Origin of the sequence: Micromonospora sp. NPDC049359, assembly GCF_044466585.1 — a bacterium.
Taxonomy (GTDB): Bacteria; Actinomycetota; Actinomycetes; order Mycobacteriales; family Micromonosporaceae; genus Micromonospora.
The window spans coordinates 539551-555931 of the sequence record NZ_JBITMW010000002.1 but is presented as its reverse complement, the minus strand read 5'-3'; the positions used below and the strand labels follow the sequence as shown (position 1 = coordinate 555931).

14 protein-coding genes are annotated in these 16381 nt (G+C 71.3%); 6 read left to right on the top strand and 8 right to left on the bottom strand.

The window, feature by feature from the left end; all coding sequences use genetic code 11:
- Nucleotides 1–44: 44 nt before the first annotated feature.
- A complete protein-coding gene (locus ACIBTX_RS08660; protein ID WP_357120495.1) occupies nt 45–1643 on the top strand; it encodes an arabinofuranosidase catalytic domain-containing protein in 1599 nt (532 codons plus the stop codon).
- A gap of 6 nt (nt 1644–1649) precedes the next feature.
- On the opposite strand, the gene ACIBTX_RS08655 is transcribed toward ACIBTX_RS08660, so the two are convergent.
- Nucleotides 1650–2267, bottom strand: a complete 618-nt coding sequence (locus tag ACIBTX_RS08655; RefSeq protein WP_357120492.1) for a TetR family transcriptional regulator — start codon at nt 2265–2267, stop codon at nt 1650–1652.
- A gap of 174 nt (nt 2268–2441) precedes the next feature.
- On the opposite strand from ACIBTX_RS08655, the gene ACIBTX_RS08650 reads away from it, so the two are divergent.
- Both ACIBTX_RS08650 and ACIBTX_RS08645 read left to right on the top strand, forming a co-directional pair.
- Complete coding sequence (locus ACIBTX_RS08650) at nt 2442–4082, top strand: MDR family MFS transporter (RefSeq protein WP_357120489.1); 1641 nt, start codon at nt 2442–2444, stop codon at nt 4080–4082.
- Nucleotides 4083–4285: 203 nt separating this feature from the next.
- Nucleotides 4286–5074 carry a phosphatase PAP2 family protein gene (locus ACIBTX_RS08645; RefSeq protein WP_357120486.1) on the top strand — a complete coding sequence of 263 codons (789 nt, stop codon included), beginning with the start codon at nt 4286–4288 and terminating at the stop codon, nt 5072–5074.
- On the opposite strand, the gene ACIBTX_RS08640 is transcribed toward ACIBTX_RS08645, so the two are convergent.
- On the bottom strand, nt 5040–5609 hold the full coding sequence (locus tag ACIBTX_RS08640) for a hypothetical protein (RefSeq protein WP_357120483.1): 570 nt from the start codon (nt 5607–5609) through the stop codon (nt 5040–5042). The genes ACIBTX_RS08645 and ACIBTX_RS08640 overlap by 35 nt on opposite strands.
- Before the next feature lie 343 nt (nt 5610–5952).
- On the opposite strand from ACIBTX_RS08640, the gene ACIBTX_RS08635 reads away from it, so the two are divergent.
- The gene (locus tag ACIBTX_RS08635; protein ID WP_357120480.1) at nt 5953–7314 is read left to right on the top strand and encodes a PHB depolymerase family esterase; all 1362 of its coding nucleotides are present in this window, start codon (nt 5953–5955) and stop codon (nt 7312–7314) included.
- Nucleotides 7315–7456: 142 nt separating this feature from the next.
- On the opposite strand, the gene ACIBTX_RS08630 is transcribed toward ACIBTX_RS08635, so the two are convergent.
- Together ACIBTX_RS08630 and ACIBTX_RS08625 are read right to left on the bottom strand one after the other, a co-directional pair.
- Nucleotides 7457–8950 (bottom strand): arabinofuranosidase catalytic domain-containing protein, encoded by a 1494-nt coding sequence (locus ACIBTX_RS08630; protein ID WP_357120477.1) that lies wholly within the window; start codon nt 8948–8950, stop codon nt 7457–7459.
- A gap of 655 nt (nt 8951–9605) precedes the next feature.
- The gene (locus ACIBTX_RS08625) at nt 9606–9872 is read right to left on the bottom strand and encodes a helix-turn-helix transcriptional regulator (RefSeq protein ID WP_357120474.1); all 267 of its coding nucleotides are present in this window, start codon (nt 9870–9872) and stop codon (nt 9606–9608) included.
- A 101-nt stretch (nt 9873–9973) separates the two neighbouring features.
- Between ACIBTX_RS08625 and map the strand changes: the two genes are divergently transcribed.
- Nucleotides 9974–10792, top strand: a complete 819-nt coding sequence (gene map / locus ACIBTX_RS08620) for a type I methionyl aminopeptidase (RefSeq protein WP_357171493.1) — start codon at nt 9974–9976, stop codon at nt 10790–10792.
- Between the two features lie 92 nt (nt 10793–10884).
- On the opposite strand, the gene ACIBTX_RS08615 is transcribed toward map, so the two are convergent.
- Complete coding sequence (locus ACIBTX_RS08615) at nt 10885–11712, bottom strand: PIG-L family deacetylase (protein ID WP_357171494.1); 828 nt, start codon at nt 11710–11712, stop codon at nt 10885–10887.
- Nucleotides 11713–11911: 199 nt separating this feature from the next.
- Here ACIBTX_RS08615 and ACIBTX_RS08610 point away from each other — a divergent pair, with 199 nt between their 5' ends.
- Nucleotides 11912–12805: an alpha/beta fold hydrolase gene (locus tag ACIBTX_RS08610; RefSeq protein WP_396832260.1), complete on the top strand. Its 894-nt coding sequence runs from the start codon at nt 11912–11914 to the stop codon at nt 12803–12805.
- Nucleotides 12806–12845: 40 nt separating this feature from the next.
- On the opposite strand, the gene ACIBTX_RS08605 is transcribed toward ACIBTX_RS08610, so the two are convergent.
- The 3 genes from ACIBTX_RS08605 to ACIBTX_RS08595 all read right to left on the bottom strand — a co-directional run bounded on the left by ACIBTX_RS08605 (nt 12846) and on the right by ACIBTX_RS08595 (nt 16193).
- A complete protein-coding gene (locus ACIBTX_RS08605; protein WP_357120462.1) occupies nt 12846–14231 on the bottom strand; it encodes a glycoside hydrolase family 43 protein in 1386 nt (461 codons plus the stop codon).
- A 115-nt stretch (nt 14232–14346) separates the two neighbouring features.
- The gene (gene prfH / locus ACIBTX_RS08600; protein ID WP_396832259.1) at nt 14347–15009 is read right to left on the bottom strand and encodes a peptide chain release factor H; all 663 of its coding nucleotides are present in this window, start codon (nt 15007–15009) and stop codon (nt 14347–14349) included.
- Nucleotides 15006–16193, bottom strand: a complete 1188-nt coding sequence (locus ACIBTX_RS08595) for an RNA ligase RtcB family protein (protein WP_357120456.1) — start codon at nt 16191–16193, stop codon at nt 15006–15008. Before ACIBTX_RS08595 ends, prfH begins: the two co-directional genes overlap by 4 nt.
- Nucleotides 16194–16381: the final 188 nt, after the last annotated feature.

The following is a 16381-nucleotide window of genomic DNA, read 5'->3' as shown; positions in this document are numbered from 1 at the left end:
TCGGCACACCCCGTGCGCTGCCACGACTCTCCAGGAGCCACCCTGTGCGTACCCCGTCCCCCACCGGGCCCGGCCTGGCCCGCGATCCCATCCCGAGACGTCGCCCCGGGCGCCTGGCCATGCTGGCCGGCGCGTTGGCCGGCGCCCTCGTCCTCGTCACCGTCGGCGCCACGGCCGGTGCCTCGTCGTCCGCCGCGGAGGCCGCGGCGATGGCGGCGGCCATCGCGCCGGGGCAGAGCACCACCATCGTCGGCGCGGCCTCGGGCCGGTGCCTGGAGGTCCCCAACTCCAGCACCGCCAACGGCACCCAGACCCAGCTCTGGGACTGCAACGGCGCGGCCGGCCAGACCTGGACCTGGACGTCGAGCAAACAGCTCTCGGTGTACGGCAACAAGTGCCTGGACGCCTCCGGCCGCGGCACCACCAACGGCACCCAGGCGATCATCTGGGACTGCAACGGCCAGACCAACCAGCAGTGGAACGTCAACAGCAACGGCACCATCACCGGAGTGCAGTCCGGGCTGTGCCTCGACGCCAACGGGGCCGGCACCGCGAACGGCACCAAGGTCATCCTCTGGGCCTGCAACGGTGGCGCCAACCAGCAGTGGGCCTCGCCGACCACCCCGCCGACCAGCGTCCCGCCGACCACGGCGCCGCCGACCAGCCCGCCGCCGGGCGGTGCGCGCCCGTGTGACATCTACGCCTCCGGTGGCACCCCGTGCGTGGCGGCCCACAGCACCACGCGGGCCCTCTACGGGACGTACGCCGGCAACCTCTACCAGGTCCGGCGCTCGTCGGACAACACGACCCGCAACATCGGGCTGACCGGTACGGGCGGCACCGCCAACGCGGCGACGCAGGACTCGTTCTGCGCCGGCACGACCTGCGTGATCACGGTCGTCTTCGACCAGTCCGGGCGCGGTAACGACCTCTGGTACCAGGGATCGAGCGTGGTTCCGGGCTCGCCGCAGAGCAGGCCGGCCACGGCGACCACGGAGTCTCTGACGGTGGGCGGCAGCAAGGCGTACTCGCTCTACATCAACCCGGGCAACAGCTACTGGCGGGACGGTCACCTGACCGGCGTGCCGACCGGCGCCGCGCCCGAGGGCATGTACATGGTGACCAGCGGCACGCACGTCAACAGCGGCTGCTGCTTCGACTACGGCAACAGCGAGACGACCCGCAAGGCCGACGCCGCCGGTGCGATGGACGCCATCAACTTCGGCAAGCAGTGCTGGTTCGGCGGCTGCTCGGGCAGCGGCCCGTGGGTGCAGGCCGACCTGGAGTGGGGTCTGTTCCCGGGTGGCAGCAGCTCGTGGAACCCGAACCAGCGGGCGTTCACCAGCAAGTTCGTCACCGCGACGCTGAAGAACAACGGCACGTCCCGCTTCGCGATGAAGGGCAGTGACGCGCAGTCCGGTGGCCTGTACACGCTGTGGGACGGCTCGCTGCCGTCCGGCTACAGCCCGATGAAGAAGCAGGGCGCGATCATCCTGGGCAGCGGCGGCGACTGCTGCAAGCCCGACGGCGGCGCGAACCTCAGCGCCGGCACGTTCTACGAGGGCGCGATGGTCGCGGGCTACCCGTCCGACGCGACCGAGAACGCGGTCCAGTCCAACGTGGTGAGCGCCGGCTACCGCTGACGACGATCAGGACACCGAGTCCCCCGCCGGCCGCACGGCCGGCGGGGGACCGACCTCGCTCAGCGCGATTCGTACGATCTCCAGCAGGTCGCGGCCCGGGTGGTCAATCCAGTGCTGCATGGCGACGCGCAGGGCGGCCAGGAAGGTCGCGGTCAGCAGGCGGGCGCGCAGCGCCACCTCGGCGCCGGTGAGGCGATGCGCGAGCTCGGCCGCCAACTCGCGCTCGATCGCGGTGTACGCCGCGACCTGGTGCGCGGCCAGGCCCGGGTGCCCGCGCAACTGCCGGCGTCGGGTCAGCCAGTCGTGGTCGCGGTCGCGCGCCGACTCCGCGGTGAAGTGTTCGGCCGCCCGGCCCAGCACGGTCCACGGCGGCTCACCGCCCGGCCGTTCGCGCACCAACTGCAACAGGCGGCGCAGGCGCACGGTGTCGCCGTAGAAGAGCGCCTCCTCCTTGTTCGAGAAGTAGTTCGAGAATGTCCGCCGGGAGACGTTGGCGGCGTCGGCGATCGCCTCGACGGTCACGCTGTCGGGGCCCTGCTCGGCCGCGAGGCGTAGGGCTGACTCGTGCAGGGCCAGGCGGGTGGCCGCCTTCTTGCGCTCCCGCAGGCCGGTGATCTCGTCCATCGTCGTCAGCGTACGTCGAGTGACCGGCTTCTCAATGGGCAAACTTGCCGACTGGGCAAGATCGGTAGATGCTTGCGTGAGGCAACCAACTCAGGCGCGCGGATGTCCGTACCCGAGGCCGCCGCGTACGCCTGGTTGTCGTCCTGGAACCCACGACAAGCGGGAGGCCGCGCGATGAGCGCACCCACCACCACGCCCGGCGCCGAGCCGATGAGCCATCGGCAGACCCTCGAGGCGCTCAGCGGCCTGCTGCTGGTGCTCTTCGTCGCGATGTTGAGCAGCACGGTCGTCTCGACCGCGCTTCCCAAGATCATTGGCGCGTTGAACGGCTCCCAGACCCAGTACACCTGGGTGGTCACCGCGACCCTGCTCACGGCGACGGCCACCACCCCGATCTGGGGCAAGCTCGCCGACCTGTTCAACAAGAAGCTCCTCATCCAGGTCGCCATCGTGGTGTTCCTGTTGGGCTCCGTCATCGCCGGCTTCTCGCAGAGCGCCGGCCAGCTCATCGCGGCCCGTGCGTTCCAGGGCATCGGCGTCGGCGGCCTGCAGGCTCTCGTCCAGGTGGCGATCGCCGCCATGATCCCGCCCCGCGAGCGGGGCCGCTACAACGGCTACCTCGGCGGCGTCATGGCGGTGGCGACCGTCGGCGGCCCGCTGCTCGGCGGCCTCATCGTCGACACGTCCTGGCTCGGCTGGCGCTGGTGCTTCTTCGTGGGCGTGCCGGTCGCCGTCGTCGCGCTGATCCTGCTCCAGGTGACTCTGCACCTGCCGACGTTCCGACGGGACAACGTCAAGATCGACTACCTGGGCGCGAGCCTGATCGCCGCCGGCGTGAGCGTGCTGCTGATCTGGATCTCCTTCGTCGACAGCTCGTTCGCCTGGGTCTCGTGGCAGAGCGCGGCCATGGTGGCCGGCTCGCTCCTCCTGCTCGCCCTCGCGGTCTGGGTCGAATCGCGGGCGGCCGAGCCGGTCGTCCCGCTCGCCATCGTGCGCCAGCACACCACCGCCCTGGCCATCCTGGGCAGCCTCGCGGTCGGCATGGCCATGTTCGGTGGCGCGGTCTTCCTCGGCCAGTACTTCCAGATCGGCCGGGGTTACAGCCCGACGGAGGCCGGCCTCCTCACCATCCCGTTGATGGCCGGAGTCCTCGGCTCCTCGATCGTCGCCGGCCGGCTGATCACCCGGACCGGGCGGATCAAGCCGTACATCGTCGCCGGTTCGATCACCCTGGTCGTCGGGTTCGGCCTGCTCGGCACCATCGACCACGAGACGTCTCTGGTGCTCGTCGGCGTCGGCATGTTCATCGTCGGCACCGGCGTCGGCATGACCATGCAGAACCTCGTCCTGGCCGTCCAGAACACGGTGGCCCTCAAGGACATCGGCGCGGCCAGCTCCAGCGTCGCGTTCTTCCGGTCGCTCGGCGGCGCGGTCGGCGTCTCGGTGCTCGGCGCCGTGCTGGCCCACCGGGTCACCGACCAGATCACGCGCGACCTGGCCGCCGCCGGGATCCCCACCTCCGGCAGCGGTGGCGACAGCAACCTCAACATCACCGCGCTGCCCGACGGAGTTCAGCACATCGTGCGCGCCGCGTACGGCGACGCCACCGGCCACATCTTCCTCATCTCCGCGGCCATCGGGGTGGTCGGCGTCATCGCGGCGCTCCTGCTCCGGCCGGTCACCCTGCGGACCAGCCTCGACCTGCCGGACGCCGCCACGTCGACGGCTCTGGCCGCCGACGCGGTCGACGGAGCGCCCGCGTTCGACCAGGTCGCCGCCGATTCCACGGCGAACGCGGCGCCCGAGCGGCGCTGACCTCTGCAGAGCACAGAATCAGGGGCCGCCACCGTCACGACGGTGGCGGCCCCTGATCCGAGGGCCTGTTTCACAAGGACTGGCCGGCCTGCGGCGGGGTCCGGACGACGACCGGCGGCGTGGCCTTGCCGGATCGTCGTCCAGGCCCCGCCTCGGCTCGACCGCCCCGGTGAAACAGGCCCTACGACCGAATCGAGACGCCTGTGGGAATCGCCGAGCTGACGGCGTCGAGGCCGGTCACGCCCGGCCGGCGGGCCGCTCCGGCGCGCCGGGCCGTGCGGGAGCTGCTGCTGGTCGCCACGCTGTTCCTCCTCTACAAGGGGGCGCGGATGGTGGTGGCCGGTCGGGTGGCCACGGCGCTGGCCAACGGCGAGTCCGTCTGGCATCTGGAGCGGCTGCTGCGCCTGCCCGACGAGGCCGTCGTCCAGCACCCCGTGCTCTCGCACACCCTGCTGGCGCACCTGGCCAACGGCTACTACGCGTACGTGCACTTCCCGGCCACGGCCGTCACCCTGGTCTGGCTCTACCTGCGGCACCCGGCGCGCTACCTGCGCACCCGCCGTACGCTCGCCGTGCTCACCGCGGCGGCCCTGGCAGTGCACGTCGTGGTCCCGCTGGCGCCGCCCCGGCTGACCGCGCTGACGGCCTTGGTGGACACCGGCAGCCGGTACGGGCCCTCCGTCTACGGGCCGCCCGACACCGACGCGCTCAGCAACCAGTACGCGGCCATGCCGTCCCTGCACGTCGGGTGGGCGCTGGCCGTCGCCGTCGCGCTCGTTTCGGTGACCCGTGGACGCCTACGGTGGCTGTGGCTGACCCATCCGCTCGTCACCATGCTCGTCGTCGTGGCCACCGGCAACCACTACTGGCTCGACGCTGTGGTGGCGGCGGCGATGCTCGGCGTCGTCCAGCTGGCGCTGCCGGCGTCGGCACCTCCGGCCGACGCCCAGCCCGACATCAGCCCACCGGTACGCCGTACTCCCGCTCGGTGAACAGGTCGACGTCGCGCGGACCCAGCTTGGCGGCCCGGCGGGCGTGCAGGGCGAGTTGCCGACGTGCCTCACCGAGGCGGCGGATCCCGGTCGTCATCTCGTCGGACGCCTCGAACGGCTCCCTCCCGCTGGCCTGCAACGCGGCCGCCAGCACGGCGTTGTACGCGGTCATCAGCCCGTTGGCGAGCGCGATGCCGTCCTGGTCCCCACGCGTCCAGATCTCCGACCACGCGGCCTCCACGGTGACCATGTCCCGGGCCAGCCAGTCGTGCAGCCCCATCGGCCCCAGCGGCTTGTGCCCGCCGAGCAGGTCGTTGCCCGCCTCGGGCAGCCCCGACCGCCAGTACCGGGTCTGCCGCAGCGCCTCGACCTTGTGGGCGAGGCGGAGCGCGCCGGATAGGACCAGGACGTACGCCCGCTGAAGCTCGGCCCGCTCGCGTTGGCGTCGCTTGACCCGGCTGTGCGTCCACACGACCAGGAGTGAGGCGCAGGCGGTGATCGCGGAGCCGAGCAGAGCGGCCAGGGTTGAGTTCACGCCGACATGATGCCTGCCGCCGATTGGTGTCGCCGCGCGGGCTCGGACCCGGTCCGGTTCTCCCCGGGCGGGCTTCGTCGGCGTCCTCCGTTACGGCTTGACGAACGGCATGTTATCGCTCACAGTCGATGTCGAGGCGACCGCACCCACGGCTCACCGGGCGAGCCATCCGCTTCGGGCCCGCACCATCCGGACGTCCCCTCCGGGCAAGCGGACGTCGCCATCAGCACCTGTCACCAGCCGCCGGCGACGCGCGGCAGATGTCGCGCGCCCGCGAGGGCGTCGTCCCGAACGTCCTTCCCGCGCGCCACCAACGCTGCCACCGACCGAGAGGGATCCGCCCATGAGAACAAGGTTCGCACTGCTGGCCGCCGCGTTGGCGACGGCGCTGGCGACGATGACGGCCGTGGTCACGGTCGCCACCCCGGCGTCGGCCGCGACCCTCACCCAGGTAACCAACTTCGGCACGAACCCGACGAACCTGCAGATGCACCTGTACGTGCCGGACCGGGTAGCGGCGCGTCCGGCTCTCCTGCTCGCCCTGCACTACTGCACCGGCAGCGGCCCGGCCGTGCACACCGGCTTCGGGCTCAGCTCGCTGGCCGACCGCTATGGCTACATCGTCATCTACCCGTCCGTGACCCGGAGCAGCAAGTGCTGGGACGTCTCCTCCCCGCAGGCCCTGCGCCGCGACGGCGGCAGCGACCCGGTCGGCCTCAAGTCGATGGTCGACTACGTCCGGAGTCGCTACCCGGTCGACCCGGACCGCATCGGTGTGGCCGGCTTCTCCTCCGGCGCCATGATGACCAACGTGATGGTCGGCCTCTACCCCGACCTGTTCAACGCCGGCGTCAGCTCCTCGGGCGTTCCGTTCGGTTGCTTCGCGACCACCAACGGCGCGGAGTGGAACAGCGAGTGCTCCGGCGGGCGGATCGTGAAGACCCCGCAGCAGTGGGGCGATCTGGTGCGCAACGCGTACCCCGGCTACACCGGCAAGCGTCCCCGCTTCCAGATCTGGCACGGCACCACGGACACCACGCTGAGCTACGTCAACTTCGGCGAGCAGATCAAGCAGTGGACCAACGTGCAGGGCGTGTCCCAGACCCCCAGCTACACCGACTACCCGCAGACCAGCGCCACCAGGACGCGTTACGGCGGCACCGGCGGCACCGCGCCGGTCGAGGCGATCAGCTTCCAGGGGTACGGCCACTCCATCCCGTTCGACGCCGCGCAGGCGATCCGGTTCCTCGGCTTCGACACCACCAGCGGCACGACGCCTCCGACGACGACACCTCCGACGACGCCGCCCCCGGGCGGCACGACCGGGGCGTTGCGCAACTCCGCCGCCGGCCGCTGCCTGGACGTCCCGGCGCAGTCGCGCACGAACGGTACCCAGGTCGCGTTGTGGGACTGCAACGGCGGCGCGAACCAGCAGTGGGCCTCGACGGCGGGCCGGCAACTCCAGGTGTACGGGACGAAGTGCCTGGACGCCGAGGGCGCCGCGACGACGGCGGGCACGCGGGTGATCATCTGGGACTGCACCGGGGGCGCGAACCAGCAGTGGAACCTCAACACGGACGGCTCCGTCACCGGTGTGCAGTCCGGACTGTGCCTCGCGCCGAACGCCGGTGGAACCGCCAACAGCACCCAGGTGGTGCTCGCGACCTGCAACGGCGGCAACGGTCAGAAGTGGACGCGCGGTTGAGGCGTACCCGATGGTGGTGAGCCGGAACGCGGCCTGAACCACCGGTGTGGCCCGGCCCGGGACGTTCCCGGGTCGGGCCACACGGCGTGCGCGGACCTTCGTGACCGCCGCCGTCGCGTCGCGGGGCGGCGGTCACGCGCTCTCAGCGGTAGCCGGCGGCGACGATGTTCGCCTGCACCGCGTTCTCGGCCGCGTCGGACGGGTAGCCCGCCACCATCGCGCCCTCGTAGAACGTACCGACGCTCTGGTTGGAGTTGTCGATGCAGCAGTCCCCGCCGCTGCCGAGGATGATCGCGCCCTGCTTCCTCATCGGGCTGTACCCGCGTGGCAGCGACCCGTCATAGAGGGTGTAAAGGCCGCCGGACTGGGCGTTGCTGCCCTTGATGGCGAAGCGTGAGGTGCCGTTGTTCTTCAGGGTGGCGGTGACGAACTTGCTGGTGAAGGCCCGCTGGTTGCTGTTCCAGGAGCTGCTGCCGCCGGGGTAGAGGCCGTACTCCAGGTCGGCCTGCACCCAGGGGCCGGAGCCGGAGCAGCCACCGAACCAGCAACTGGTGCCGAAGTAGATTGCGTCCATCGCGCCCGCGCCGTCGGCCCGGCGGGTGGTCTCGCTGTTGCCGTAGTCGAAGCAGCAGCCGCTGTTGACGTGGGTGCCGCTGGTCACCATGTACATGCCCTCGGGCGCGGCGCCGGTCGGGATGCCGGTCAGGTGACCGTCCCGCCAGTAGCTGCTGTTGCCGTTGATGTAGAGCGAGTAGACCTTGTTCCCGCCGACCGTCAACGACTCCCTGGTCGCGACCGCCGGTTGTACGGCGCCACCGATGCCACCGGCCCCCTGGTAGCCGAGGTTGTTGCCACGCCCCGACTGGTCGTAGATGACCGTGATGACGCATGTGGTGTTCGCGCAGAAGCTGTCCTGGGTGGCGGAGTTGGCGCGTCCGCCCGCGCTGAGGACGCCGATGGCACGGGTGGTGTTGTCCGAGGATCGGCGTACCTGGTAGAGCGAGCCGTTGTAGGAGGCGTACAGGGCGCGGGTGGTGCTGTGCGCCGCGACGCAGGGCGTGCCGCCCGCCGCGTAGATGTCGCAGGGCAGCGTCGTGCTCGGTGGGGGAGTGGTGGGCGGCGGCGTGGTGGGCGGTGGTGTGGTGGGTGGCGGCGTCGTCGGAGGCGGCGTGGTGGGCGGGGGCGTGGTGGGCGGGGGCGTCGTCGGGTCCACCACGCCGTTGCAGGTGACGCCGTTGAGGGCGAAGGAGGTCGGCGTCGGGTTGCTGCCGGTCCAACTGCCGTTGAAGCCGAAGCTGGTGCTGCCGTTGGTTCCGATGCTGCCGTTGTAGGCGGCGTTGGTGACGCTCACCTGGGCGCCGGCCTGGGTGAAGCTGCCGTTCCAGAGCTGGGTGACGGTCTGGCCGGCGGCGAAGTTCCAGTTCAGCCGCCACCCGTTGATGGCGTCGCCCACGTTGGTGATGGTGACGTTGGCGCCGAAGCCGCCCTGCCACTGGGAGCTGACCGCGTAGGTGACCTGGCAGCCGGCGGCGGCCGCCGAGGCGCCCGTCTGAGCGGCGGCGGCGCCGACGAGCACGAGGGTGGCGGCCGCGGCGACGAGCGCCGGTCGCCGATGTCGGATGTCTTGGGTTCGCACGTTCTCTCCTCAAGGGTGGGAGTTGGCGGTGTGCGGGCCCCGCCCCGTTCACCCTGCTCGGGCCCGGACTCTGAGCAGGGGGACGACGGGACGGGGCCCGGTCCGCGGGCGCGTACGGCGTCGCCGGAACCGTCCGGCGCGGGATTGACCGCGCGGACGGTGGGGTCGGCGGGCCGGGCGCGACGGGTACGCGGTGGTGCGGTCGCCGCCCGCGACCCGGCCCGGGGTCGCGGTGACGGCGGTGGCTGTGGCCTGGAGCGATTGTGGGAAGGCCGATCGACGGCACGGCTCCGGCCGATCGAGGTGATGCCGACCTGCGGGCGCCGCTGGTCAGGCATCCGTCGTCCGGCCCTCGGCACGGGTCGCCCGGTGGTGAGCTCGGGCCGTCCCGTGTCGGCCACGCTCCACCCGCCCGCGCCGCGAACGACGTAGACCGCGGCCGGGGCCAGCAGTTGGGAGGCACCGGTGACGGTCAGTTATCGACGGCCGTCGTTACGTTAGCGTTAACAGGCGGCCCTGTCCATAGACGGTTATCGGTGGCTTTTCCGACCGTCGGTCGGTTCTGGGCGCCGCCGCCCCTGTTCAGGGAGCGAGCGAGGTGCCGGTCCGGGTGTTCCGCGCGGCGCGTGCCCGCGAGCGTGCCCTGGCCGAGTGCTCAGGACGCCTCGCGGACCCGCGGGTCGGCGAGCCACACGTCGGCGAGGTCGCTGAGCGCGACACCGAGGACCTCGCTGAGGCAGACCACGGTGCCGAAGGCGGGCGCCGGGAGCCGACCCACCTCGATCTTGCGCAGGGTCTCCGGTGACATGCCGGCGGCGAGGGCGACCTCGGCGAGACTGCGGCCCCCCCGCGCGACCCGCAGCGCCGCGCCAAGGCGTTGCCCCGCGGCGATCTGCTCCGGTGTGAGCGGTGGCCGAACCATGTGAGCAGGATAGTTCCGCCGCTGGAGGCCGGCAATGTCGACCCGCCGGACGCCCGCACGGCGTGGTATAAATATACCGCACCGGATGGGGAGGGTTTGTCGTGATCGAGCTGAAGTCTGCCGCGGAGATCGACCGGATGGCCGTGACCGGCCAGTTCGTCGGCGAACTGCTGGCCGAGCTGCGGACGGTGGCCGCTGTCGGCGTCAACCTGATGGAGATCGAGCACCACGCCCGCCGCCGCATCGCCGAGCGTGGCGCCGAATCGTGCTATTGGGACTACACGCCGTCGTTCGGTCGTGGGCCCTTCCGTAACGTCCTGTGCCTCTCGGTCAACGACGCGGTGCTGCACGGCCTGCCGCACGACTACCTCCTGCGCGACGGTGACCTGCTGAGCATCGACATGGCGGTCGAGATCGACGGCTGGGCCGCCGACTCGGCGCTGTCGTTCGTCGTCGGCGCTCCCGCCCCGGCCGACCTGAAGCTGATCGAGGCCACCGAGGTCGCGCTGAAGGCCGGCGTCGACGCCGCCCGACCGGGCAACCAGCTCGGCGACATCTCCGCCGCCATCGGCGAGGTCGCCCACCGCTACGGCTATCGGGTCAACAACGAGTTCGGTGGGCACGGCATCGGTCGCACCATGCACGAGGCCCCGCACGTGCCCAACAACGGCCGTCCCGGCCGGGGCATGACACTCAAACCCGGCCTGACGCTCGCGATCGAGCCGTGGTTGTGCCGGACCACCGACAAGATCAAATTTGACCAGGACGGCTGGACGATCCGATCCTCGGACGGTTCGCGCTCGGCCCACTCCGAGCACACCATCGCGGTCACCGAGTCCGGTCCCCGGGTGCTGACGTCCCGCCCCGGGGAGGACCCGGAGCGGGACCGTCGCAGCGGACAGTCGGCCGCGGCGTCCTAACCGTTGGTGAAAGGAAGGGCCCCCTGTTAACAGACGTCTGCTAATAGGGGGCCCTTCCTTTCACGCGCCGTGGCGGGCAGGCGGGGGCGGCGTCAGCGCAGGCCTGCGAAGAGGTCGTCCTCGGGAACGGGCGCGTCGGTGGTGTCCCGCACCCGGACGAAGGTCTCCATGCCCATCAACTCGGTGAACCGCTCCTGGCCGAGCTGGAGGAAAAAGATGTTCTCGGTCTGGCTGGCGTGCGCGGCCAGGGCCGCGAACTTCTGCGCACCGTGGGCGCGGGTGTCGACCCAGGTGGTGATCTCGTCGTCGGGGAGACCCAGCTCCGGCATATCCGACGACTCGTCCGGGTCGGCCCACTCGACGCCAAGTTCCTTCATGACCCGGCCGAACTCCTCGAACGCCGTGCGGGGCACGGTGGTCCAGTAGACCTTCGCGGGGACGTCGGTCTGCGCCACGGCGGCCATGGTGATGCGGTGCGCCTGGATGTGGTCGGGGTGGCCGTAGAAGCCGTTCTCGTCGTAGGTGACGACGACGTCCGGCCGGTACCGGCGGATCAGCTCCGCGAGCCGGTCCGCGGCCTGCGCCACCGGCGTCGTCCAGAAGGAGCCGGGCTGGTCGTTCGTCGACCAGCCCATCATCCCGGAGTCGGCGTAGCCGAGCGTCTCCAGGTGGGTGATTCCCAAGGTGGCCGCGCTGACCTCCAGCTCGGCCTGACGCATCGCCACGACGGCGGCCGGGTCGTGACCGGGCTCGCCGGGCTTGACCCCGCCCGGCCCGTCGCCGCACCGCCCGTCCGTACAGGTCACGAGGACCGTGGTGACACCCTCGGCGGCGTACCGGGCGAGGACGCCACCGGTGCTCGTCGCCTCGTCGTCGGGGTGCGCGTGCACCGCCATCAGGGTCAGGGATCGCTCAGCCATGTCACCACCCTACGACCAGCATCGGACCTGGGTGGGGGCCGACGGCGTACGGCGGCGCATCTTAACCATCCGCCGGCCGGGCCCCGGTCTCCTTGCCCAACGCGCCGCCGGGCGGCTCGGGGCTTCGTACGCTCTCCCCAGGGTGGGCGCACTCCGGGCGCGGCCCCCAGGCTTGACCAACCGATGAAGGGTGCCGGCCATGGCGCTGTTCGACGACGTACGACAGATCGACGCCGGGGTCCTGAACGTCGGGTACGTCGATGCCGGCCCGCCGGACGGGCCGCCCGTGATCCTGCTGCACGGCTGGCCGTACGACATCCACAGCTTTGCCGAGGTCGTGCCGCTGCTCACCGACGCCGGCCACCGGGTCGTCGTGCCGTACCTGCGGGGTTACGGCACGACCCGGTTCCTCGCCGACGACGCCGTGCGCAACGGTGAGCCGGCCGCCATGGGGCTCGACCTCGTCGCCCTCATGGACGCCCTGGGCATCGACAGCGCGAAACTCGCCGGATTCGACTGGGGAGCGCGTACGGCCGACGTCGTGGCCGCGTTGTGGCCCGAGCGCTGTGCGGGTCTGGTGTCGGTGAGCGGTTACCTGATCGACGGTCAGGAGTCGGGCCGGGTGCCGCTGCCGCCGAAGGCCGAGTTCTCCTGGTGGTACCAGTACTACTTCGCCACCGAGCGCGGCCGGCAGGGGTACGACCGCAACCGCCGCGACTTCGCCCGGCTCATCTGGCAGACGGCATCGCCGAAATGGACGTTCGACGACGCGACGTTCGACCGCAGCGCGGCCGCGTTCGACAATCCCGACCACGTCGACATCGTGATCTACAACTATCGGTGGCGGCTGGCCCTGGCCGAGGGTGAACCGCAGTACGCCGAGGTGGAGAAGCGCCTCGCCGGCAAGCCGAAGATCACGGTGCCCAGCATCACCCTGGAGGGTGACGCCAACGGCGCGCCCCACCTGGACGCCAGCGTCTACGGCAAGCAGTTCTCCGGCCGGTACGAGCACCGGACCGTCGGTGGCGGCGTCGGGCACAACCTGCCCCAGGAGGCGCCGCGGGCGTTCGCCGACGCGGTCCTCGAGGTGTGAGGCCGGGCCGTGTGGCGGGTGCCATCCGGTCCGGCTCGCGTCACGAGGTGATCCGGAAGGTGGCGTCCTGCCGGTCCGTGGCACCCGAGCTGGCGCTCAGCGGGTCGATGCGCAGCAGGTAGTTGTAGTGCCGGAGGTAGCGGGTCGGGTAGTTGTAGGAGCGGAACGACGTCCAGGACGCGTCGGCCAGCCCGGCGGTGCGGTAGAAGGTCGCGTCAGCCCGGAACACCGAGGTGTTGTCAGTGACTTCCAGCCGTACCTCGTAGTTGTAGTGGCGCAGGAAGTACCCGGGCTTGTTCACCGACTCGAACGACACCCCGGCCGAGTCGGCGAGGCCGGGAACCATCCGCCACAACTGGTCCTGGTACGGGTCGAACGGGTACGTGTCGACGCGGGCCACGTAGTTGTAGTGCCGCACGTAGCGGTCCGGCAGGTTGGAGGACTTCAGTCGGACCCAGTTCGGCGTACCCCACCGCGCGACGAGACCGGCGTACTCCGCGTCGGTGATGCCGGTCATCGACCCGTGCTTCGAGTTCAACGGCGGCGTGTAGTCGCGCTGGTTCAGCGGCGTCCAGGAGTTGCCGCCGATGGCGGTGGTCGACCAGGCGTAGAAGTCGTTGTTGACCGGGCTGTACGAGTCGCCCCACAACCGCCAGCCGCTACCGTCGACCGCCTTGACCAGCAGCGGCGCCTCGATGCCGCTGCCCTGCAGCAGTCCCGAGGTGTACGTGGTGAAGCTGTTCGGGGCGGCGGTGCTGGACCGGGCGCCGTACAGGTTCCCGTTGGCGAGGTTCTTGTAGTACAGGTAGGTGGTGCCGCCGTCGACGACGACGTCGCCGTCGAGGACCCCGAAGCCCGGACTGAAGAACACCTGCGGCGAGCTGACCGTCCGGAAGTCGCTGGTGTAGTTGACCAGGAGGACGTCCTGGCCGTTGTTCGCCGAGTAGACGATGGCGTACTGGCCGCGCGCCGCGTCCCAGAAGGCGGTCGGCGCCCAGGTGTGGGTGTTCAGGGTGTGCATCCGGATCCGGCGGTAGCCGGTGAAGCTGGTCAGGTCGGTCGAGTCCCACACGTGCAGGTACTGGCTGGTCTGGTTCCAGTTGGTGCCCTTGAGGTCGGTGGCCAGCACCACGAAGGCGCCGTCCTGCTTGCGGAAGACGAACGGGTCCCGCAGACCCAACTGCCCGGCGGTCGGCGTGACGACGGGGTTGTTCTGGTTCAGCGGCGTCCAGTTGAGACCGTCACGGCTGACCGCGAGGTGCAGTCCGTAGTCCGCTCCCAGGCCCTGCGGCGACTCGGTGAAGTAGGCCATGACGTAGGAGGTGTTCGGCGCGGCGAGGGCGGTGCGGGGCAGGCTCAGCGCGCCGGTGGCGGCAGCGGCGGTGGACAGCGCGCCCAGGGTGAACGCGCGTCGGGTCAGAGGCACGGTCGGCGACCTTTCTGCGGCGGCGAGCGCGAGCATTTCATTCGAGCCCATCGATGTGATCGTTAACATACGACGTCCTCCGACACGCCTGCAACCCCTCGCCAGCGCGCCGCTGTCAGTGGCCGGCGGCCGCCCGTCCGCGCCGCCGTCGACCCGGCGTCGAGGTCCGCGCCGGGCGTTCGACGCGGGTCGGATCGCCCCGCACGAGGTCGTCGTGGATGCGCCACCTGGCTGTGGTGACCGCGCGGCGGGCCGCCTCGTCGCCCCGCTCGACACGCTGGCGCAGCAGTTCCAGAGCGATGCGCCGGTTCTGACTGAACTGCCGCTCGTCGTCCACCACGACGACGAGACCCGACGGGCGGTGGGTGGCGCGTACCGCCGTGCTGGCCTTGTTCCGGTGCTGGCCGCCGGGACCGCCGGTGCGGCAGCCGACGATCTCGACGTCGGCCTCGGCGAACGTCGTCGGGGGAACGTCGCTCGGCGGCGGTTGCGCCGTCACGTACCAGTTCTTTCGACCCGCGCTCGTCCGGTAGGGGCTGGGCGCCTGCCAGCACAACGTCCCCGTCCAGGAGGCGGCGAACGCCTCGACGTCGACGCCGGACAGCCGGATCAGCACCGACCGGTAGGTGCCGGGCCGGTCGCCGGGCACCACGTGGACCCGCTGGACCGCCACGCCCTGCCGGGTGGCGTCACCCTCCAGACGGCGCAGCAGGTGGGCCAGCGCCCACCCGCACTCCCGCGGCCCACGGCCGGCGGACAGCAACAGAGCCTGGCTCACGACCGACCCCGCCCGCGACGCTGATCCCGCCGGTCCGAGCGAGGCGCGGCCCCGACATCCGGCGTCTTGTAGGTGACCAGGGGGATCGTGGTGGCCACCGGCGTGGCGAGCTGGTGGGCGACGAGATCGCCGATCACCTGCTCGATCCGCTTGTACGCGGTGGGCGCCTCCTCGAAGAGCAACTGCCGGTCGCCGCACACCACCAGCGAACCCACCGGGGTACGCCGTAGCTCCTCGACCGTGTGCTTGGCCCGGCCCCGGCGCAGCGCGTCGGCGCGGGACATCTTGCGACCCGCGCCGTGCGCCACCGAGTGGTTGGCGTCCGCCCCGGCGTGGGCGGCCACCAGGTACGACGCGGTGCCCCGCGTACCGGCGACGAGCACATCGCGACCGTCACCCGGCGCCGCTCCCTTGCGGTGCAGGTAGACGCCGTCGCGCACCTCGACCAGGTTGTGGCACTGGTCGACGACCGGCTCGGTCGGTTCGGCCCCCAGGGCGTACGCGACCCGGGCGGCCAGCAGCCGCCGGTTGAGCGAGCCCCAGCGCACCGCCTCGTCGTGTCGGGTCAGGTAGGCGGCCGGGTCGGGTGCGGGGCCCGCCCCGTGCGTCTCGGTGTGCGTCCGCAGGATCCGCTCACCCAGGCCCCGCGAACCGCTGTGCACGACCAGGACGAGGTCACCGGTTGCCAGCCCGAGGCGGTCGGCGTGCTCCGGCGCGAAGACGGTGTCGACGCGGGCCAGCTCCACGAAGTGGTTGCCGCGGCCGACCGTACCGAGTCCGTCCAGGTGGCCGGCGGGAACGTCACCCGCGAGGACGGCCCAGGCGGGGTCGTCGGCGTCCCGCTCCGGGTCCAGCGCGCGGTCGAGGTCGGGGAACCGGGCGGCCAGCCGCTCGGGTACGACGCGCCGGAGTCGAATCGGGAAGACGGCGATACCGCAGCCGATGTCGGAGCCGACCAGGAACGGGTACAGGACCGTCGACGCCATGGCCGCGCCGATCGGGGCGCCCTTGCCCGGGTGCAGGTCCGGCATGCCGGCGACGTGGACCATGCCGTCGAGGGCCGCCACCTGCCGGCACTGGTCGAGCGCGGCGGACTCGATCCAGCTCGCGGCGGACGCGAACACGGTGACGGTGGCGGGGGTGGACAGGGACAGGGACTCCCCAGGGGAGTGGTGCTCGGACAACGACGCTCATTTCTCGCTGAGTCGCAAGTGGACGGACGGCGGTACGGCGCCGGGCGGCGTGAAATGGCCTCGGCGCGGTCCTCAGGTGGTGTCCGTCAGTACGTCATGGGCACCACTGTGGCGACGTCCGTGGCGCACGGCAACTGGTTATCGTGAGCGGTGGACACCGTCGGCCTCGCACCGATTGA

Bases quoted from the DNA above. Each gene is read 5' to 3' on its own strand.
- ACIBTX_RS08655 (WP_357120492.1), bottom strand. From the start codon at position 2,267: ATGGACGAGATCACCGGCCTGCGGGAGCGCAAGAAGGCGGCCACCCGC.
- ACIBTX_RS08650 (WP_357120489.1), top strand. From the start codon at position 2,442: ATGAGCGCACCCACCACCACGCCCGGCGCCGAGCCGATGAGCCATCGG.
- ACIBTX_RS08635 (WP_357120480.1), top strand. From the start codon at position 5,953: ATGAGAACAAGGTTCGCACTGCTGGCCGCCGCGTTGGCGACGGCGCTG.
- ACIBTX_RS08625 (WP_357120474.1), bottom strand. From the start codon at position 9,872: ATGGTTCGGCCACCGCTCACACCGGAGCAGATCGCCGCGGGGCAACGC.
- ACIBTX_RS08615 (WP_357171494.1), bottom strand. From the start codon at position 11,712: ATGGCTGAGCGATCCCTGACCCTGATGGCGGTGCACGCGCACCCCGAC.
- ACIBTX_RS08610 (WP_396832260.1), top strand. From the start codon at position 11,912: ATGGCGCTGTTCGACGACGTACGACAGATCGACGCCGGGGTCCTGAAC.